Origin of the sequence: Nonomuraea sp. NPDC049695, assembly GCF_040674955.1 — a bacterium.
Classification (GTDB): domain Bacteria; phylum Actinomycetota; class Actinomycetes; order Streptosporangiales; family Streptosporangiaceae; genus Nonomuraea; species Nonomuraea helvata.
On record NZ_JBFANV010000148.1, the window covers coordinates 1 to 17,837 of the forward strand.

Sequence of the window (17,837 nt, forward strand, 5' to 3'; positions counted from 1 at the left end):
GCCTGAGCAGACGGCGGGGCTGCTGGCCGGCATGCGCGCCAGCGCCTACCAGGCGGCCATCTGACCCACACCGCACGGGTGGGGTGCCTGGGGGAGCGGTACTCCAAAGCCGGCCCGGCGTGCCTGCCCCTGCGGTCGAGGACCAGCGGCGCGTCATCATGGCGGTCATCGTCGACAAATCCGTCGACATGGCCGTTGCCGGCCACCTATGGTGCAGGCCATGACAGAAGGCCCCACGTCGGTTCAGTGCGACTGCGGTGCGATTGCCGGCCCGCTGGGCCTGTGCGTGGACTACTACCACGGAATCCTGGCTGAGGAGCAGGCAGATCCTCAGATGTACAGGTGGCATGCGCCTGTGGTCTGCGCGTATCTCCTGCAGCATCCTTCCAGAGCCCATGAGAAGTACCTTGACGGCCAGTTCCGCCAGTTGCAGCTCTTCGTGGACAGGGGCCTTGACGCGCTGCTTCGCGTGGCGGCTCATCAGGTGGCGCGGAACAAGCACGGGGCGCGGTCGAGCTACGACATGGCGCCACTCGCGGAGTACGCGCCGCTTCCACCGGGCGGACCTCCCGGGCACTTCCGCGCCACGTTCTGCGGGTTGCCGATCAGGGACGGCAGCTTCGTGTCTGATGGGCATCCGGCATACGGGCGCCGTATCGAGATCATCGCCCAAGCGACAGTGGAGTCCTGGCGATCCGTCCAGAGCTGATGGACGACACGCCCCCGGACCGGATGCCTACGCCGGGTAAATGAGTAGGGGCTACTCAGGCCGGTCACGTCGCGAAGGCGACACGATTCGTGGCGAACATCGTTGGTTCAGGCGCGACTGCCGCCGTTCCCCGTCCTGGAGATGCCATGTTCAGGGTGCTCAGCCGATTCGTGCTCGGAACGCTCCTGGCGCTGTCGATCATCTCGACACCCGCCTCGTACGCCGCCGGTTCCCCGATAGCCATGATCAACCGATCGACGGGGAAGTGCGCCGACCTCCCGAACCTGGGTGCGAACCCGGCAGGTACGCCCGTGACCCAGTTCTCGTGCAACAGTTCCGACGGCGACAACCAGCTCTGGATCCCGCGGCCGACCCGGGTCGTCAACGGCGTGCAACTCTACGAGTTCCTCAACGTGAAAAGCTCGCTCTGCCTCGACCTGCCCGGGTTCGGCTACACCCCGTCCGCGACCCGGCTGAGCATCTATTACTGCGCGTCCACACCGGCCGACGACAATCAGGAGTGGTACCTGCGTGACGTCGTGGAGCCGCACGTCGACCAGCTGGTCATCAACTACAAGAACGGACTCTGCCTGGACGTGGCCGGGTGGGCGAGCACAGGTTCCGATCGGGCCGACAACCTTCCGCTCACCGTCTTCACCTGTTACGACCCGTCCTGGGCGAACGACGGGTACGACGATCATCGCTGGCTGCTGATGGCCTGACCGGGCAGACCTGGATGCACCAGGAGCCCTTCGAAGCATGGCTGCGCGTCAGCGCCACCTCATCGGCACCGCTCCGTCGGGGATCACGCTTCATCGGTACTCATTGCGGAACGCCGCCCTGGCGGAGCCGGTGAAGGCCAGGGGCCAGCAGGTGCCGTGCCGCCACCACACTAGCGGCGGGCCGACCCAGGGGATCCGCAGGACGGCGGGGCTGCTGGCCGGCATGCGCGCCAGCGCCTACCAGGCGGCCATCTGACGCACTGCGCGGCGGTGCCGGCCTGGAAGCCGATGCCGGCGAGCATGGCCGGTTCCGGCCTCGCCGTAGAATGCCCCGGTGATCGACGGCGATGGTTGCACGTACGAGATGATCTTCTCTGATGCCGAAGAGGCGATCGACGAATTCTTGACCAAGCTCGGCGGGCAGCCTGTCTGGCTCGAGAAACCGCAATGGCCGCTCTGCTACCGGCACGAGCGTCCGACGGTGGGGCCGACGTTCATGGCGGTCTGTTTGAGGCCACCGACGACTCCGGCATATCCGGCCGGGGCGTCACCGATGACGGTGCCGGTCGCCGTGACCATCACGGCGGTGAAGCCGGCGCCCAGCAGCGCGAAGCACACGCCGCTCACCGCCCAGGCGTCGGTCGAAGCCAGGCGGGACATGGCGAGGATGGCGAGGGTGATGAGAACCCCGCCGACGACGGCAGTGCGGCGCGGCCCGTAGCGGCGCAGTACGATGCCGGTCACCGGCGCGCCGACGCAGTGTCTACGGAATGAGCGCCGTCCCGTTGCGGCAATGATCAGTCCCCGGACGGCTCCGCGCCGAGGAACCGCAGGTCCAGCATCTCCCGCGTGAACGGAACGCCGATGATCCTGCTTGCCAGGGCGAACGCACGGGGGATCGGAAATTCGATCCCCGGGCCGTCGGAGGGGTGATCAGGGTTCAGCCCAACGTCACGCATCGCGTCAGTGAAGCGGTCGAGATCGCTGCCCGACCGGTGCTGCGGGGCCATCGGATCGAAGCAGACGATCGTCTCGCCGTCGATCTCATGGACGAAGGTGTCCGCGGCGTAGTCATGGCGGCAGACCGACACGACCTCGGCTCCCCGCGAGACGCATGTTCTCACGTCGTCGTCGGCCGCGAGCTGCCATCCTCCCGGTTCGATGACCAGCGTCCAGCCCTGGACCTCCGCGGCGCCGATGTAACCGGCCGCGTCCTCCGAATTCTCCGCCGAGCGCTCGTCCATCTCCTCGAACGTCACCTCCTCCATCGTGCTCTCGTCCACGCCGAATCGCCGTAACGTCTCCTCCGGCGAGATGTGCCGGACGAAGGACACGCAGTAGATGTCGCCCAGAGGTTCCGTGTCCTCGAGCCAGCTGAAATCCTCGCCGGTGTGTGTCATCGTCGCTCCCTTGATCAGTTGCGCGTCATCATGGCAGCCGCCGGCGACAGATCCGGCAGAGCGCTGAACCCGGAAACCGCAGGCCACGTTTTTTCGAGGAAACGCACCATGCGAGAACGGGCCGGCCGAGAGCATGTACTACGGTTTGTAGAAGATCCGCCGTAGACGCCTATGGTCCAGCGCGGTCGGCGCTGTACCGCTGGCCGGGCCCGGCAGGCGACACGACGTCATGGTCGCTCGCCGGGCCCACGGCTGGGAGCCATGCCCACGCAGAGGACGTACCCAAGAGCTGCATGATCGGGCCGTGGAGATGGTGTTCGAGTTATGCGGCGTGCGTGTCGGTGCCGCGCAGGATGTACAGGTCATCGCCGAACACAGCCGAGATCTGGAGTTGCCCCCCCAGGGCCTGCACGTAGCGGCCGATGGCCTCCACGGTGGACACCTCGCCGCGTTCGATCTGGGAGACCCGGCTCTTGGTCACTCCCATCAGGTCAGCGACCTCAGTTTGTGACAGGCCCAGGCTCTTGCGCCGTTCGGCCAGCCGGTAGCCGTCGATGTAGGCCTGATTACGCCGCCGGGCCTCAGCCACGGTCTCCTCGCCACCGGAGGTGGCCACGATGTCGGCGCGAACGTCGCTCCACTTGGGAAAATTCGTCATCGATCCTTCTCCTCCGCCTCGCGTTCGGCCAGGTACTTCTCAAACAGTTCTTCGGCGCGAGGGATGGCCAGCCGATACCAGCCTGACCAGTCACCGGACTTATCCCCGCCGACCAGCAAGATGGCCGACCGCCACGGATCGAACACAAACAAGATCCGAATCTCGGAGCGACCCGCCGATCCAGGACGTAGTTCCTTCAGGTTGTGGATCTGAGAACCTTCCAACTTGTCGACCAGCGGCGGCCCAGGCTCGGACCGGCCTCGGCCAGTCGGTCGATGGCATCGACGACCTGCACCCGGGATCGCTCGTCCAGGGCATTGATCCAGGCCAGGATCTCATTGGTGACGCGGATCTCCCCGGCCTGTCACGTCCATCTTGCCCGTGGGCAGATCCACGAGGACGTCCGTGACGCCGGGGATCTCGCCCACCGCCGTGGTGATCGAGTTGACGCAGTGTTCGCAGTTCATGCCCTGGACGACGTACGTGCTGGTGCTCATATGGCTCCTTGGTGAATAGGTTGCGGCTGAGAGGCCCTCGCGGGCGCCCGTGAGGCGACGGCGATGTGCGGGCGACCGGTGAGGGGGTGCGGGCCGACGTGGGCGCGTACGCCGAAGACGTCCTCGATGAAGGCCGGCGTCAGCACCTCCAGGGGCGGGCCGTGGCCGGCGACGTGGCCGTCGCGCAGGACGACGACCTGGTCGGCGTAGGCGGCGGCCTGGTCGAGGTCGTGCAGGGCGGCCAGCAGCGTGAGGCCCAGGGAACGGATCAGATCCAGCAGGAGGAGCTGGGAGCCGACGTCCAGGTGGTTGGTGGGCTCGTCGAGGACCAGCAGCGGCGCCTGTTGGGCCAGGGCGCGGGCGAGCAGGACGCGTTGCCGTTCGCCGCCCGACAGCGTGGTCATCAGCCGGTCGGCGGCCCAGTCCATGCCGACCCGTTCCAGCGCGGTGACGACCACCGCGCGGTCGGCCGCGGTCTCCCGGTCGAGCAGCCGTTTGTGGCTGTGGCGGCCGGTGGCGACCACCTCGGCGACGGACAGCTGATCGGCGACCTGGTTGTGCTGGGGGAGCACGGCGCGATGGCGGGCGGCCTGGCGGGGCCGCATCCGCCACAGGTCCTGCCCGTCCAGCCGGACCACGCCGCCGGACGGGCGCAGCGACCGGTAGACGGTACGCAGCAGCGTGGACTTGCCGCTGCCGTTGGGCCCGACGAGCGCGACGAACTCGCCGGGCCCGGCGGTCAGGGTCACGTCGTTGACGATGGGACGGGCGTCGATGTGGGCGCTGACGCCGGCCAGGTCAAGTCGCATGGGTGCCTCCGGTTGATCGGCGGCGCAGCAGCCAGAGGAAGAACGGCACGCCGAGCCCGGTGGTGAAGATGCCGACCGGCAGCTCGTTGGGCCGGTCGGCGATGCGGGCGGCCAGGTCCACCAGCACCAGGAAGAGTGCCCCGGCCAGCAGGGAGACCGGCAGCACGCGGCGGTGGTCGGCGCCGACGACGAACCGGATCGCGTGCGGGATCATCAGCCCGATGAAGCCGATGCCGCCGACGACGCTGACCACGGTGGCCGTGAGCAGCGACCCGGCCACCAGCAGCCCGATCCTGAGCGTCGCGACCGGCACGCCGATGGCGATGGCCGCCTCCTCGCCGGCCAGCAGCGCGTTCAGCGCGCGGCCCTGCACGACCAGCCAGAGCAGGCAGCCGGCGATGAGCAGGGCGGGCACGGTCAGGTCGTGCCAGGAGGCGCCGGCGACGCTGCCCATGAGCCAGAACATCATGCCCTGCAGCTCGGTGGGGTTGAGCTGGAGCTGCACGAACGTGGTGGCCGCGGTGCACAGGTAGCCCACGGCGACGCCGGTCAGCACCAGCCAGGAGTCCAGCAGCCGGCCCGCGCGCTGGGCCAGGACGTACACCAGCAGGGCCGACAGCATGGCGGCGGCGAAGGCCGCGCCGGTGACGCCCAGCACCCCGGCCAGCGCGGTGCTGCCGAGCGCGGGGACCAGCACGGCCCCGAGGGAGGCCGCCGAGGAGACGCCCAGCACGTACGGGTCGGCGAGCGGATTGCGTACCAGGGACTGCAGCGCGACCCCGGCCACCGACAGGCCGGCCCCGGCGAGCGCGGCCAGCAGCGCGCGCGGTGTGCGGATCTCCCAGACGACCTGGCTGAGCAGCGGGTCCGCCTGGGCGCCCCTACCGGACAGATGCGCCCAGACCACGCCCCAGACCTGGCCGAGGGGGAGGTTCACCGAGCCGACGGAGATGCCCACCACCAGGGCCGCGACCAGCCCGGCGGCCAGGGCGGCCAGCAGCAGCCCGGTCGCCGGCCCGGAGACGAGATGCGGGCGCCGGGACGTCAGGGTGTCACTCATCGGGGTGGACCACCTTGGAGATCTTCTCCACGGCCCAGGCGTTGAGCGGGCCGAGGTACACGCCGTCGGAGACCACCGCGTACGTCCTGGACTTGGACGCGGCCCACTGCGGGTAGGCGGCGAACAGTTCGGCCGCCTTCTTGTCGCCGTTCTCGCCCGGGGTGAACAGCCCGACCACGAGCACGTCGACCTGGGCGGTGGCGAGCTGCTCCTTGTTGAGGGTGCGGGTCAGGTCCGCGGTCTGTCCGGCGAACGCGTTGACGCCGCCTGCGGCCTTGATCACGTCGTCGTAGATGCCGCCGGTCATCACGGCGGGCAGCCCGTTGGCGTTCATCATGGCCATGCCGGGATAGGTGATGAGCACCTTCCTGGGCGGCACGCCCGCGACGCGCGTGCGTACGGCCTCGACGCGGGCGCGCAGCTTGCCGATCAGGTCGAGCGCGCGGTCCTGGACGTCGAAGATCCGCCCCAGCAGGGCGATGAACTCCAGTGAGGAGTTGATCGACTGGTTGCGGTAGGCGCGCCGTTCCTCCTCGGTGGCCTCGGGCTTGCCCATCGCGCAGTTGACCGGGTTGACCAGCGAGGCGATCCCGGCGGCGGCGAGCTGCTCACGGGTGGCGAACCCCTTCTTGGCGTCGAACCCGCCGGACCAGGTGGACACCACCAGGTCGGGCTTGAGCTTGAGCACCTGCTCGGCGGGGACGTCGAAGTTCTTGTTCATCGTCAGCCCGCCGGTCGGCAGGGCTTTGATCTTGCCGATCATCGACGGGTCGTCGGAGACGCCGTAGCTCTGGGCGTTGGCGAGGATGCTCTTGTCGAGGCCGAGCATGATGAAGCTTTCCACCTCACCCACGCTGGTCCCGTTCAGGATCAGTACGCGCTGCGGCGGCCGTGGGAAGGTGACCCGCGTTCCGCAGTTGTCGAAGGTCAGGGGATAGCCGGTACGTCCGGCGGACGTGGTGGAGAGCTCTATGGATCCGCGGTCGGAGCCGCTGGGGGCGCCGCAGGCGGCGGCGGTCAGGGCCACGAGCGCGGCCAGGACGATGACAGATTTCATACGTGTGCGCTTTCTGGGGGTCGGGTCTGGAGAAGCGCACGCCGCGGCAGGGCCACGGAGGTGGCCGGCGCGGCGGCGCCCGGCTGGTGGCCGGAAGACCCGCAGATGGCGGAACGAGATCGCACGGCCAGGGCAGACGTCCGCTCAACGGCGCGCTGGAACCCAGGCAGCACTCAGCGGCGCGGCCTCTTACGGGACGCTCGATGGCGCAGCCTGACGAGCCGGCTCGGACGGCCGGCACACGATCTCCGGATCACACGACCACTGGGGGTCCGGCCTGCCCTCCAGGCGGCCCCCGGAGCACGAGGACGTGCTTCAGGAAGAGCCGGATACGCGCGCCTTCGTCCTCGCGCGCACGCGTGATCGCTCGCGGCCGGGTGGAGATCCATCCGACCGACATGAAGAACAGGACCAGCAGCGGGCGCAGCACCCATCCGGCCAGCTGCCGGACCAGGGCGCACAGGCCCGCCTCCAGCCACCGCAGCCAGACGGAGGTGAGCACCACGCTGGTGGCGTGCACGAGCAGCATCCCGAAGCTGGGGAAGCCCATGGCCTCGGTGTGGTCCATCCCGCTCATCCCGGCCATGTCCGCACAATGAGCCGCCGCGGCCTGCCGGGCGGAGCTCTGGGAGAGCAGGGTGTGCAGGATGACCTGCGACGCGGCCGTCGCGGGGAGGATGGAGGCCAGCGTGCGTTCGCGTCCGGTCAGGGCCAGCGCGGGCAGCAGGAGGAGCAGAAAGCCGCCCGACGCCGCCGCCGGGTCGAAGGAGCCTCCGCCGGCCAGGTGTCCGAGCGTGGCGAGAGCGGCGCACGTGGCGGCGAAGCTCGCCGCGCGCACCCACCTCATCACAGAGAACGGCCCCATCGTGGCCAGATCCTCCCACACTGTCGCCCAGGTCTGGAGATCAGATGACTCTCGCCGCTGCCGGATCGGGCCGGCGTCCGTAAAGAGAGATACGTGGCCCGTTGTTCCCGGGTTCAGCCTGTTCGGGGCGGCAGAGGTGATCAGCAGCTTCTCGTGGTGATGCCAAACTGGTGGGGTGAGTGACGACGGTCGCCCTGCCCCGCCAGTGACCAGCCCTTCCATCGTGGTGCTGACGATGGCCAGGCGCATCGAGAACGAGCTCGGCTCCGCTCTCGCGCCGCTGGGCCTGACGGTCAGCCGGCTGGGGCTGCTGGGGCACATCTCCGGTGTGCCCGGCGCGTCGTACAGCGATCTGGCCCGCATGTCGGGCATCACGGTGCAGAGCGTGCACGCGGCGGTGAAGGCGCTGGTGGCGGCGGGGCTGGTGCGCGATCACACCGTCCGCGCGGGCTCGGCCTCCATGATCGAGCTGACGCCGGACGGCTCCCGCCTGCTCCAGGCCGCGACAGACGTGGTGGGCGAGGTCGACGAGCGGCTGTTCGGCCCGGCGGCCGATCCCATCCAGCGCCGGCTCGGCCAGGCGGTCCTCGCCGCCTTCACGGGCGAATCGGCCGGCTGACGGGTCTCTCGAGCAAGCCAACCTTCAGGGTGCCTGAAGCATGCCCTAAGCTTCAGGCATCCTGAAGGTTGGAGGAAGAAATGTTGCTGGAACATGTCCTGCTCTCCGTGCACGTGCTGGGCAGCATCGTGTTCGTCGGGGGCTCGGCCGTGGCGACGAGCCTGTTCCCCCGCTACGCGCCCGCGGCCGACGGAGAGGGGCGCAGCAGGGACGTCGCCGTCGCCCTGCACCGCATTACCGGCGGGTATGCCGTCTTCGGCCTCATCGTGCCGCTGGTCGGAATGGTCATGGCCGGCGTCCAGGGGCGGATGGGGGAGATCTGGATCATCGTCTCGATGGTCCTCACCGCTGCCGCGGCCCTGCTGCTCTTCACGCAGATCTACCCGCGTCAGCGCCAGGCGCTCGCCGACGCCGGCGACCCCGCACGGCTGCGGCAACTGAGCATGTTCGCCGGCTTCTACAACCTGGCGTGGGCGATCGTCGTGGTCCTGATGATCGTACGGCCCGGCTCCGGCGAGGGCGCGTGAGCCCGATGCGCCTCCTGCGGATCGCCGCCGCCGTCGAGCTGGTCACGTTGCTCGTCCTGATCGCGAACCTGCTCACCGTGCACGCCAAGGCCATCACCACCTTCGGCGGCCCGCTGCACGGCGTCTCCTACGTGGCCGTCATCGCGGCCACCTCTCTGGCCTCGTCCACATCGCCGAACGGCGTCCTGTGGCGGGCCTTCATCCCCGGGATCGGCGGCCTGCTCGCTCAGCGCGCCCTGCGCGCACGGCAGGACTGACCCGACGAACCCCTGACGACGGCCCACGAGCCCGCAGGAGATCGCCTGGCCGATGGAGCCGGTCCGTACGTGGTTGCGCCCGCACGGGGCTGCTGTTCGGCCTGGCGAACCAGATCATGCTCAGGGCGGTGGTGGGGCCGGCCGGGTGAGCGGCGCCCGCCGGGCCCCGCGGACCAAGCTCGGGCCGGGCGCGCGCCGCCGGCACAGGGTCAGGCGCCGCGGGCGGCGTCGTAACGGGCGATGACGTCGTTCCAGTTGATCAGGCCCCAGAGCTTCTCGACGTAGTCCGGGCGTACGTTGCGGTACTGCAGGTAGTAGGCGTGCTCCCAGGCGTCGAACACCAGCAGCGGCGTGGTGTTCATGCCGACGTTGCCATGGTGGTCATAGACCTGCTCGACCACCAGGCGGCGGCCCAGCGGCTCCCAGGCCAGCACGCCCCAGCCGGAGCCCTGCACGGTGGCGGTGGCGGTGGTGAGCTGCTTCTTGAAGGCGTCGAAGGAGCCGAAGTGCTCGTCGATCGCCGCGCCAAGGTCACCGTTGGGGCGGTCGCCGCCGTCCGGGGACAGGTTCTGCCAGAAGATCGTGTGCAGCACGTGGCCGGACAGGTTGAACGCGAAGGTCTTCTCCAGGCCGACCAGGCCGCCGAACTCGCCCTTGTCGCGCGCCTCGGCCAGTCTCTCCAGCGTGTCGTTGGCGCCCTTGACGTAGGCGGCGTGGTGCTTGGCGTGGTGCAGCTCCAGGATCTCCCCGGTGATCGCGGGCTCCAGCGCCGCGTAGTCATAGGGCATGTCCGGAAGGGTGTACTCACCCATGCGTGTCTCTCCTCGGGAGGTCTTAGTTGCAAATATGTCGCAACAACAATAATCATGCAACTAGGCCTCATCGCGTACGGGCTGCCGGCCGACCCGCCGGCTCGCTTGGCCCCGTGAATCCTTTTGTGGGGTGGCGGCCTCTTATGGGGGTGATGGCCACGCTGATAAGGAGATGGGCTATGGGTGACGTCGTGATCCCGGCTGTGCGCCGGGCGCTTTTCGCGACCTTGCGCCGGCGGCAAGGGCGTGGACGTGGCTGACCGCTCGTGGGCGAGCGCGCAGCTCATCGAGGCCGCGCAGGCCGGTGATCGTGAGTCGATCACCGCGGTGATCCACGGTGCCCATTCCCACGTGCGGCGCTTCGCGGAGCATCTCTGCGCGTCCCCGCAGGACGCCGAGGACGCCGCACAGGAAGCATTGATCATCCTCTACCGGAAGATCGGCTCACTGCGCGCCACCGGGGCGCTGGCGTCGTGGATGTTCAGAATCGTCCGGAACGAGTGCCTGCGCCGCGGGCGACTGCTGTTCGACCGCGACGAGGAGGCCGGCGCCGCTCTGATGACCTCGGCCGAGGACGAGGCCATCCGGCGCCTGGAGGCCGAGCTCGTCGCGCAGGCGATCAGGGAGTTGCCCGAGGTTCAGCGCAGAGTGTTGATCATGCGGGATGTCCTGGGCTACCCGGGCCGGAGGGTCGCGGAGGTGCTCGGCCTGAGCGACGCCGCCATGAAGTCCCAGCTGCACCGGGCTCGCACTCGGCTACGGCTCAGCCTGGGCGACCTTACCGGCCCCGCCGGGGGTCCGCATGACCCCGAAGCCGCCGGCGCCTGACCCGAGCCGACCGCATTTCCACGATCCCGAGATTGAAGGGGAGGTTCCGCCATGCTCGAAACCGGATCGCCCGCGCCTGAGGTGGTGCTGGAGAACACCGACGGCCAGGCCGTGCGCCTGTCCGACCATCGCGGCAATCATGCCGTGCTGATCTATTTCATGCGGTCGACGTCGTGCCCGGTCTGCAACAGGCACGTCCAAGACCTCGTCCGGTGCCGCGACGAGCTCGCGGCTGACGGCGTCCAGGTGTTCGTCGCGGTTCCTGAGGACCGTCAGGAAGCGGCCGCGTGGAAGGCCAGGCGCGGGGTCCCGTTCCCCGTCCTCATAGGGCGCCGGGGCACCCCGCACGAGATGATCGGCCTGAGCAGGAAGGTCTTCGGCGCGCTGCAGCAGTCGGGCAGCATCCTCATCGATTCCCAGGGCGTCGTCCGCCATGCTCACGGCGCCACCATGCCCACCAGCGGCTACGACAAGAAAGGGATCATTGCCGCTGTCCAGGGTCTCCGCGCCGGCGCAAGCGGCTGACCGCGAGCCAGGCCGCCCACCGATGGGCTCCCGGCGCGTAAGGTGTCCGAATGATCGAGATACCGGAGGCGTTCGCCCGGAGCACCGTCGAGCGTGAGGGAGAGTCCGGAGCGGCGTGGCTCACCGAGTTGCCGGCGATCGTGGCGGAGTTGCTGGAGCGCTGGGGATGCGTGCCGGACGGTGCGGTCATGCACGGGGGCGTCGGGGTCGTCGTCCCGGTGCGACGGCGGGGCGGCGCGGGAGCCGCCGTGCTGAAGGTGTCGTTTCCGCATCCCGGCAACGTCCATGAGCCGGACGCCTTCGCGGCATGGGAGGGGCGTGGAGCCGTGCTGCTGCACGAGCGCGACGATGAGCGTTTCGCCATGCTGCTCGAGCGGGTCCGGACGTCGACGCTGGCGGAGGTCGAGGACGGCGATGAGGTGGTGGCGGTCGCAGGGCGGATCAATCTCCGGCTGGCCGTCCCCGCGCCACCCGGCCTGCCCCGGCTGAGCGAGCGGGCGGAGGCCTGGGAGCAGCGGCTGCGCCAGGATGCCGAGGAGCTGGCGCATGCGCTGCCGCCGTACGTGGTGGACGCCGCCGTGGCGACCGTCCGCGAGCTGGGCCGCGTCCAGCCCGACACCCTCGTCCACGGCGACCTCCACCCCAGGAACATCCTGCGCGCCGACCGTGAGCCATGGCTGGCCGTCGACCCCAAGGGGCACGTCGGAGACCCCGCCTACGACGGCGGCGCCCTGCTCAAGTCGCGCGCGTTGACGCTCCTCGAGGCGGATGACCCGCACAAGGCTCTCCACCGCATGCTGGACGTCTTCGCCGAGGCGGCGGAGGTCGATCGGGAACGCGTCCGGCGCTGGGCCCAGTTCCATGCCGTCCAGGCTGCGTTCTGGGGCCGCCACCACGGATTCCGCATCGCGCGCAGCGGGCCACGATTGGACTGGCTCACCGAGTTCGCGGACCGCCTGGCGGAGTCGCTCACGGAACGCCCTGCCGGTCCCCAGGTCTAGAAAAGACAAAGAGCGGGTAGTCAATCATCTATATTGCGGGGGTTTCGCGCGAATATTCGCCGGTGCTACTTGCACCTTTATATGCCATTCGAATACTTTCGTGCTACTCAGGCGTATCTGCGGCAGAACCAGACGCCGCATGGCGCCTTCCGTATTGCCCAGACCGCGCTTCACCTGCGCGAACGACTTCGCGTAGAGGTGGCGCGGCCGCCGAATCCGCGACTTCGCGGAACCGGGGACCCGCAGTTTCTCTGGGGTGAATCGGCGCGCCTCCGTACGGGGCGCCCATAGGGCACTTCCACGCCCGAACCCGTCAGCTAACCCGGTAGGCGGCATGGAAGCAAGGAGCAATCCGCCCTATGGGGAAGAACATCTTCACGGGTGCCCTGCAGACCGGAAACCTTTCCCGCCTCGCCCTGTGCATGAGCGTCGCCGTGGGCGCGGGCCTCGCCGGTACGCCGACCTTCGCGGTCCATCACCAGCCCGACACGCGAACGTCGCAATGGGGCACCGTCCAGAAGGCTCCCGGCCAGGTGGCCGCGGAGCAAGTGATCAGAATCGCCGAGTCCCAGATCGGCGTGACCGAGAACGCCGCAGGCGGCGGAACCCCGTTCCAGAGCTGGTACATGTCCTCGCCCCGGGCGGCGGAGACCGTGGCCCGCGACGGCGGCACGCCGCAGTCCTACGCCAACGCCCCGTGGTGCGCCATGTTCGTCGCCTGGGTCGGTGATAAGGCCGGCGCCCGGCCGACCATCGGGTGGGACTCCTACACCGTCACCTGGGCCAAGTGGTTCGAGGCCAACAGGCGCTGGGGCGCCGTCCCCAGGCCCGGTGCCGTCGTCTTCTTCGCCTGGCAGACGAAGAGCATCAGCGGCATCGAGCACATGGGCCTGGTCAAGCAGGACAACGGGAACGGCACGATCACCACGATCGAGGGCAACACGGACGACGGCCGGGTGGAGGAGCGGATCCGGCCCACGTCCCAGGTCGTGGGCTACGGCTATCCCCAGTACAAACCCTGACGAGCCCGTCTCCGGGGTCCGGCGGCGTCGACGTCGGATGCGGAGCCGGCCGGGCGCTGCCCATGCTGTCGGGGTTCGCCGAGGCGGTGCGGGGGTGACCCTGCCGCCCTGGCCTGCTACGGGCGGACCGCGCCGAGCAGGCGGGTACGCCAGTAGTCGTCGAGGTCGACCACCTTGATGACGTCTCCGGTCTGGGGCGCGTGGACCATCTTGCCGTTGCCGGCGTACATGCCCATATGTCCCAGGCCCTTGCTGAAGAGCAGGTCTCCGGGCTGCAGCCGGTCGAGCGGGACGCGGCGGGCGGCTCCCCAGCCCCACTGCGTCCAGGTGGTGCGGGGCAGCTCGACTCCTGCCCGGCGCCAGGCGGCCTGGGTCAGGCCGGAGCAGTCGTACGAGCCCGGCCCGGTGCCGCCGTACCGGTACGGCTTACCCACCTGGGCGAAGGCGAACTGCAGTGCTAAGCGGGCGTTGCCGGAGGCCGGGCCGGTGTACTCGATGCCGGGGCTGTTGGGGTCGCCGGTCTTGAAGGCGCCCAGCCGGCGCAGGAGCTTGGTCTGCTCCTTGACCAGCTTGTCGACCTTCGCCTTCTCGTCACTCACCTGGTCGCGCGCGGTGTCGGCCTCCGCCAGGAGGCGCTTGGCGTCGTTGCGGCGATCGCGCAGCTCCTTGGTGGCCGCGTCGTAGGCCCGGATCTTCGCCGCCCTGGCCTCGGCGATCTGCTGGAGCGAGGCCATGCTGCCCAGCAGCGCTTCCGGGTCGCCCTGGCCGATGAGCCGGCCCCAGGCCGGGTACGGGCCCACCTGGTAGTCGTTGACCGCCGCCGTGACGAGGTCCCGCCGAAGGGCATCGGCCCGGGCGTCCTTGCGGCCGAGCTCCGCGTCGAGATCGCCGTACTTCTTCTTGGCGCTCTTGTACGTCTCCGTGGCCTGGTTGTACTTCTCGACCAGCTGGTCGGCCTGCTCATTGAGCTTCACCAGCTTGGCCCTGGCCTTGGCGGGCGACGGCTCGGCGAAGGCGGCGCCGGGGGTGGCGACCGATGCGGCCAGTGTCAAGGCTGCGACTGGTGCTGTCCGCCAGAGCCACGTCGGCACGGCCACTACGATGCCTCCTCGTAAATCTTCGAACCTGAGGCGACATATTACAGAAGGTTGACGGGCTCATTGGCCTGTTCGTGGCAGCTGCTCTGGAGCAGAGGCGCGGCCGGCGGGCCGAGTGCTACTACGACCTTTCGTAGAAAGCTGGCGGACGGACAACCCGGCCGGCCCGTGCAGGGGCGATCGCCACCGTCACGACCTGCGCCCGTTCGGCGGGTACACCTGGAGCGCCGCCTCCAGAGCACTCGCCTCCTCGGGGGTGAGCCGCTCAAGGAAGTGCACCAGGGTGGCCGCCCGGTTGCCGCTCCTGGCGAGGGAGTCGCGCATCACGTCGGCGGTGTAGGCCTCCTTGGACGACACCGCTTCGTAGATGTAGGCCCGCCCGACGGGCTTGCGCTTGAGCAGGCCCTTGGTGTGGAGCTTGTCCATCACGGTCATCACCGTGGTGTAGGCCAGGGGGCGCTCCTTCCGGAGGTGCTCCAGGACGTCCCTGACCGAGGCGGGCGCCTTGATGGCCCACATGCGATCCATGATCGTGGACTCGAGCTCTCCCAGGCCGCGCACCATCTGACGTCCCCTCCGCTGCGGTCGACCCAATGCTACCGTCGATCGTAGATGCGGCTTTCCCGTCAGGACAGGGCGTCCGGGCGGTCCTTGGGGAGGAGTCACTCATGACGTCCGACGAGCGCACCGACCGCCTGCGCCGCTACTGGGACAGGCACGCGCACTCGTACGACCAGCAGATGAGCTTCTTCGACCGGCACTTCTTCGGCGACACCCGCGCCTGGATCTGCTCCCAGGCCACCGGCGACGTCCTCGAAGTGGCCATCGGCACCGGGCTCAACCTCCCGCACTACCCGCAGGACGTACGGCTGACCGGGATCGAGTGGAGCCCGGCCATGCTCGGCCAGGCCCGGCAGCGGGCCGCCCGCCTCGGCCTGAAGGCCGACCTGCGCGAGGGCGACGCACAGGCGCTCGACTTCCCCGACGGTGCCTTCGACACCGTCGTGTGCACCTTCTCCCTGTGCTCCATCCCCGACCACCGGCGGGCGGTCGCCGAGATGGTGCGCGTGCTGCGGCCCGGCGGGCTGCTCCTGCTCGCCGACCACGTCGCCGCCTCGGCCTGGCCGGCCCGCGTCGTGCAGCGCCTGCTCGAACTCGTCACCGTTCCCCTGGGCGGCGAGTACTTCCTGCGCCGCCAGATCGGTCAGGTGCGCGAGCAGGGCCTCACCGTCGAGCGGCATGACCGATTCAAGATCGGCATGGTGGAGCGCTTCGCGGCCCGCAAGCCCGTCAAGGACGCCTCCGCCTGAGCGCGGCGGCCTACCGTACGGGGACGCCGAGCTCGCGGCCGCGGTAGAAGCCTTCCCGTTCCTCGAGGACGTAAGGGGCCATGGCCTCACGCCGGCGCGTCTCGGCCTCGGAGCCCCGCCAGGAGTCGCAGGACTCCCTGGAGTCCCAGAACGACACCCCGGTGATCTCCCGCCCGTCCTCGGACCAGTAGGCGTACGCATGGCGCAGCCCCTCCGGGTACGGGTCCGGGCGCCATGCCCTTTCGAATTCGTCCAACGCGCCCGGCTTGATGCGGCGCGTCGTCACCCAGACGAAGTGCTCCCTCATCCCAGCCTCCTCTGCAACGCCGATTCGGCTTGATGGCGCTCTCTCCCTCCACCATAGGCTCCGTGGCGCAAGAGCACGCCGGGTCACGGGCGGCGGCGCGTCGCGGTGAACGCGGTGCTTTTCGGTGTTCTGATCGGTCAGAAGAGGGTCAACGGGTCTATCGGCTGGGGCTCGGGCAGGGGAGCCAGCTCCGGCAGGCGGGTGCGTACCGCCTCGTGGAAGGCGCGGGCCAGCTTCGGCGCGTCGGCGTTGTCGGGCGTGTGGAGGAAGAACGTGGGGGAGCGGCCTTCCCTGAGCCACTCCGTGACCGTGTCCAGCCACGCCCGCCAGCCCTCGACCGTACGGGACTCCGCGTCCCGCCCCAGGTAACGGACGATCGGGTGGGCCGTGAGGGCACGCGTGCGGCGGGGGACGCGGGGTTTCTTGGTCCAGGCGTCGCGTTCGGCGTCGCTGGTCGGCGGGCTCTGGAAGAGGGTCGTGGTGTCGAACGGGACCCACTCGGCGTCCACGGTCGCGAGGACGCGTTCGAGGAGCCGTTCGGACCGCTCGTCCTCGAAGAACGCGCGGTGGCGCACCTCGACGGCGTACCGGTGGGAGCGGGGGAGGCGGCGGAGGAAGGCGGCCAGGACGCCGACGTCGCCCGGCGCGAACGAGCCGGGAAGCTGCACCCAGAGGGCGTGGGCTCTGGGCCCCAGCGGCTCGATCGCGTCCAGGAAGGAGTGCAGGTCCTCCTCGATGCCGGTGAGGCGGCGTTCGTGCGTGATGGTCTTGGGGAGCTTGACGACGAAGCGGAAGTCCGGTGCGGTCTGGCGGGCCCAGGACTCGACCGCGCTCCTCGCCGGGGTCGCGTAGAAGGTCGTGTTGCCCTCCACGGCGTCGCACCAGGTCGCGTAGGAACGCAGGCGCTCACCGGGAGGGAGCTGGTCGGGCAGGAAACGACCTGGCCAGCGCGCGTGCGTCCACATCGCGCATCCCACATGAAGCCGCATGGCTCGACGGTATCGGAGATCCACCTGCGACAAGTTGTCATACGAGTGACAGCTTCGTATGATGACTGACGACATCCTGACGCCGACCCGCTTGGACGACCATGGCCGCCGACCGCATTCGCCACGTCTCGCTCTCCTCCGTCACGCTTCCGCTGGACGTCCCCATCAGCGACGCCAAGGTGCTCACCGGGCGGCAGAAGCCGATGACCGAGATCGCCTTCCTCTTCGCCGAGATCACCACTGAGGAGGGCCGCCAGGGCACCGGTTTCAGCTACTCCAAGAGGGCAGGCGGTCCGGCGCAGTACGCCCACGCCAAGGAGGTCGGGGCGAATCTCCTCGGCCAGGATCCCTCCGACATCGGCAAGGTGTACGACGTGCTGCTGTGGGCGGGCGCGTCGGTGGGCCGTTCCGGGGTGGCCACGCAGGCGCTGGCCGCGATCGACATCGCGCTCTGGGACCTGAAGGCCAAGCGCGCCGGGCTGCCGCTGGCGAAGCTGCTGGGGGCCTACCGCGACTCGGTCAGGACGTACAACACCTCGGGTGGCTTCCTGCACGCGCCGATCGAGGAGGTCAAGGCGCGTGCCAGCCAGTCGCTCGAGGACGGCATCGGCGGGATCAAGATCAAGGTGGGGCAGCCGGACACGAAGGAGGACCTGCGGCGGCTGGCGGCGGTCAGGGAGCACATCGGGGACGATGTGCCGCTGATGGTGGATGCCAATCAGCAGTGGGATCGTGCGACGGCGTTGCGGTTCGGGCGGGCGGTCGA

The 17,837-nt window shown here is 69.3% G+C and carries 26 protein-coding genes and 1 riboswitch; of the genes, 12 read left to right on the forward strand and 14 right to left on the reverse strand.

Going from position 1 to position 17,837, the window contains the following annotated elements; all coding sequences use genetic code 11:
* Positions 1-220 precede the first annotated feature (220 nt).
* The 3 genes from AB0J64_RS54315 (at position 221) to AB0J64_RS54325 (ending at position 1,687) form a co-directional block, all read left to right on the forward strand.
* Positions 221-709, forward strand: coding sequence for a DUF5946 family protein (locus tag AB0J64_RS54315; protein WP_364045943.1), 489 nt, complete (start codon positions 221-223; stop codon positions 707-709).
* Positions 710-855: 146 nt separating this feature from the next.
* Positions 856-1,431: an RICIN domain-containing protein gene (locus tag AB0J64_RS54320; RefSeq protein WP_364045945.1), complete on the forward strand. Its 576-nt coding sequence runs from the start codon at positions 856-858 to the stop codon at positions 1,429-1,431.
* A 37-nt stretch (positions 1,432-1,468) separates the two neighbouring features.
* The gene (locus AB0J64_RS54325) at positions 1,469-1,687 is read left to right on the forward strand and encodes a hypothetical protein (protein WP_364045947.1); all 219 of its coding nucleotides are present in this window, start codon (positions 1,469-1,471) and stop codon (positions 1,685-1,687) included.
* A 203-nt stretch (positions 1,688-1,890) separates the two neighbouring features.
* Here the strand turns inward: AB0J64_RS54325 and AB0J64_RS54330 are convergent, their stop codons facing one another.
* The 9 genes from AB0J64_RS54330 to AB0J64_RS54370 form a co-directional block, all read right to left on the reverse strand.
* Positions 1,891-2,175, reverse strand: a complete 285-nt coding sequence (locus AB0J64_RS54330; RefSeq protein ID WP_364045949.1) for a hypothetical protein — start codon at positions 2,173-2,175, stop codon at positions 1,891-1,893.
* Between the two features lie 53 nt (positions 2,176-2,228).
* Positions 2,229-2,831 (reverse strand): DUF6461 domain-containing protein, encoded by a 603-nt coding sequence (locus tag AB0J64_RS54335; protein WP_364045951.1) that lies wholly within the window; start codon positions 2,829-2,831, stop codon positions 2,229-2,231.
* A 322-nt stretch (positions 2,832-3,153) separates the two neighbouring features.
* Entirely contained in the window at positions 3,154-3,489 is a 336-nt protein-coding gene (locus AB0J64_RS54340; protein WP_364045953.1) for a helix-turn-helix transcriptional regulator, read from the reverse strand.
* On the reverse strand, positions 3,486-3,713 hold the full coding sequence (locus AB0J64_RS54345; RefSeq protein ID WP_364045955.1) for a type II toxin-antitoxin system RelE/ParE family toxin: 228 nt from the start codon (positions 3,711-3,713) through the stop codon (positions 3,486-3,488). The genes AB0J64_RS54340 and AB0J64_RS54345 overlap by 4 nt, the downstream gene beginning before the upstream one ends.
* A gap of 111 nt (positions 3,714-3,824) precedes the next feature.
* Positions 3,825-3,986, reverse strand: a complete 162-nt coding sequence (locus AB0J64_RS54350; protein WP_364045957.1) for a cation transporter — start codon at positions 3,984-3,986, stop codon at positions 3,825-3,827.
* Positions 3,983-4,795 carry an ABC transporter ATP-binding protein gene (locus AB0J64_RS54355; protein ID WP_364045959.1) on the reverse strand — a complete coding sequence of 271 codons (813 nt, stop codon included), beginning with the start codon at positions 4,793-4,795 and terminating at the stop codon, positions 3,983-3,985. Before AB0J64_RS54355 ends, AB0J64_RS54350 begins: the two co-directional genes overlap by 4 nt.
* The gene (locus AB0J64_RS54360) at positions 4,785-5,855 is read right to left on the reverse strand and encodes an iron ABC transporter permease (RefSeq protein WP_364045961.1); all 1,071 of its coding nucleotides are present in this window, start codon (positions 5,853-5,855) and stop codon (positions 4,785-4,787) included. The genes AB0J64_RS54355 and AB0J64_RS54360 overlap by 11 nt, the downstream gene beginning before the upstream one ends.
* Positions 5,848-6,912, reverse strand: a complete 1,065-nt coding sequence (locus AB0J64_RS54365) for an ABC transporter substrate-binding protein (protein ID WP_364045963.1) — start codon at positions 6,910-6,912, stop codon at positions 5,848-5,850. The genes AB0J64_RS54360 and AB0J64_RS54365 overlap by 8 nt, the downstream gene beginning before the upstream one ends.
* Positions 6,913-7,165: 253 nt before the next feature.
* Positions 7,166-7,750: a hypothetical protein gene (locus AB0J64_RS54370; protein WP_364045965.1), complete on the reverse strand. Its 585-nt coding sequence runs from the start codon at positions 7,748-7,750 to the stop codon at positions 7,166-7,168.
* A 262-nt stretch (positions 7,751-8,012) separates the two neighbouring features.
* On the opposite strand from AB0J64_RS54370, the gene AB0J64_RS54375 reads away from it, so the two are divergent.
* From AB0J64_RS54375 to AB0J64_RS54385, 3 genes are all read left to right on the forward strand, one after another.
* Complete coding sequence (locus AB0J64_RS54375; protein ID WP_364045992.1) at positions 8,013-8,396, forward strand: MarR family winged helix-turn-helix transcriptional regulator; 384 nt, start codon at positions 8,013-8,015, stop codon at positions 8,394-8,396.
* An 86-nt stretch (positions 8,397-8,482) separates the two neighbouring features.
* Complete coding sequence (locus AB0J64_RS54380) at positions 8,483-8,923, forward strand: hypothetical protein (RefSeq protein ID WP_364045994.1); 441 nt, start codon at positions 8,483-8,485, stop codon at positions 8,921-8,923.
* The gene (locus AB0J64_RS54385) at positions 8,920-9,180 is read left to right on the forward strand and encodes a hypothetical protein (protein ID WP_364045967.1); all 261 of its coding nucleotides are present in this window, start codon (positions 8,920-8,922) and stop codon (positions 9,178-9,180) included. The genes AB0J64_RS54380 and AB0J64_RS54385 overlap by 4 nt, the downstream gene beginning before the upstream one ends.
* Before the next feature lie 209 nt (positions 9,181-9,389).
* On the opposite strand, the gene AB0J64_RS54390 is transcribed toward AB0J64_RS54385, so the two are convergent.
* Positions 9,390-9,992, reverse strand: coding sequence for a superoxide dismutase (locus AB0J64_RS54390; protein WP_364045969.1), 603 nt, complete (start codon positions 9,990-9,992; stop codon positions 9,390-9,392).
* A gap of 252 nt (positions 9,993-10,244) precedes the next feature.
* Here AB0J64_RS54390 and AB0J64_RS54395 point away from each other — a divergent pair, with 252 nt between their 5' ends.
* From AB0J64_RS54395 to AB0J64_RS54410, 4 genes are all read left to right on the forward strand, one after another.
* The gene (locus tag AB0J64_RS54395; protein WP_364045971.1) at positions 10,245-10,820 is read left to right on the forward strand and encodes a sigma-70 family RNA polymerase sigma factor; all 576 of its coding nucleotides are present in this window, start codon (positions 10,245-10,247) and stop codon (positions 10,818-10,820) included.
* Between the two features lie 51 nt (positions 10,821-10,871).
* Positions 10,872-11,345, forward strand: a complete 474-nt coding sequence (locus AB0J64_RS54400) for a peroxiredoxin family protein (RefSeq protein WP_364045973.1) — start codon at positions 10,872-10,874, stop codon at positions 11,343-11,345.
* A gap of 50 nt (positions 11,346-11,395) precedes the next feature.
* The gene (locus tag AB0J64_RS54405; protein ID WP_364045975.1) at positions 11,396-12,346 is read left to right on the forward strand and encodes an aminoglycoside phosphotransferase family protein; all 951 of its coding nucleotides are present in this window, start codon (positions 11,396-11,398) and stop codon (positions 12,344-12,346) included.
* 198 nt (positions 12,347-12,544) lie between these two features.
* Positions 12,545-12,693: riboswitch (cyclic di-AMP (ydaO/yuaA leader) on the forward strand.
* A 12-nt stretch (positions 12,694-12,705) separates the two neighbouring features.
* On the forward strand, positions 12,706-13,368 hold the full coding sequence (locus AB0J64_RS54410; protein WP_364045978.1) for a CHAP domain-containing protein: 663 nt from the start codon (positions 12,706-12,708) through the stop codon (positions 13,366-13,368).
* A gap of 116 nt (positions 13,369-13,484) precedes the next feature.
* Here the strand turns inward: AB0J64_RS54410 and AB0J64_RS54415 are convergent, their stop codons facing one another.
* Both AB0J64_RS54415 and AB0J64_RS54420 read right to left on the reverse strand, forming a co-directional pair.
* On the reverse strand, positions 13,485-14,420 hold the full coding sequence (locus tag AB0J64_RS54415) for an NlpC/P60 family protein (RefSeq protein ID WP_364045980.1): 936 nt from the start codon (positions 14,418-14,420) through the stop codon (positions 13,485-13,487).
* Between the two features lie 234 nt (positions 14,421-14,654).
* Positions 14,655-15,029: a BlaI/MecI/CopY family transcriptional regulator gene (locus AB0J64_RS54420; RefSeq protein ID WP_364045982.1), complete on the reverse strand. Its 375-nt coding sequence runs from the start codon at positions 15,027-15,029 to the stop codon at positions 14,655-14,657.
* 104 nt (positions 15,030-15,133) lie between these two features.
* Between AB0J64_RS54420 and AB0J64_RS54425 the strand changes: the two genes are divergently transcribed.
* A complete protein-coding gene (locus tag AB0J64_RS54425; protein WP_364045984.1) occupies positions 15,134-15,775 on the forward strand; it encodes a class I SAM-dependent methyltransferase in 642 nt (213 codons plus the stop codon).
* Between the two features lie 10 nt (positions 15,776-15,785).
* Here the strand turns inward: AB0J64_RS54425 and AB0J64_RS54430 are convergent, their stop codons facing one another.
* The gene (locus AB0J64_RS54430) at positions 15,786-16,082 is read right to left on the reverse strand and encodes an antibiotic biosynthesis monooxygenase (protein ID WP_364045986.1); all 297 of its coding nucleotides are present in this window, start codon (positions 16,080-16,082) and stop codon (positions 15,786-15,788) included.
* A gap of 137 nt (positions 16,083-16,219) precedes the next feature.
* Positions 16,220-17,071 (reverse strand): DUF72 domain-containing protein, encoded by an 852-nt coding sequence (locus AB0J64_RS54435; RefSeq protein WP_364045988.1) that lies wholly within the window; start codon positions 17,069-17,071, stop codon positions 16,220-16,222.
* A gap of 101 nt (positions 17,072-17,172) precedes the next feature.
* On the opposite strand from AB0J64_RS54435, the gene AB0J64_RS54440 reads away from it, so the two are divergent.
* Positions 17,173-17,837: mandelate racemase/muconate lactonizing enzyme family protein (locus AB0J64_RS54440; RefSeq protein ID WP_364045990.1), on the forward strand; the 665-nt coding region annotated here is incomplete at its 3' end.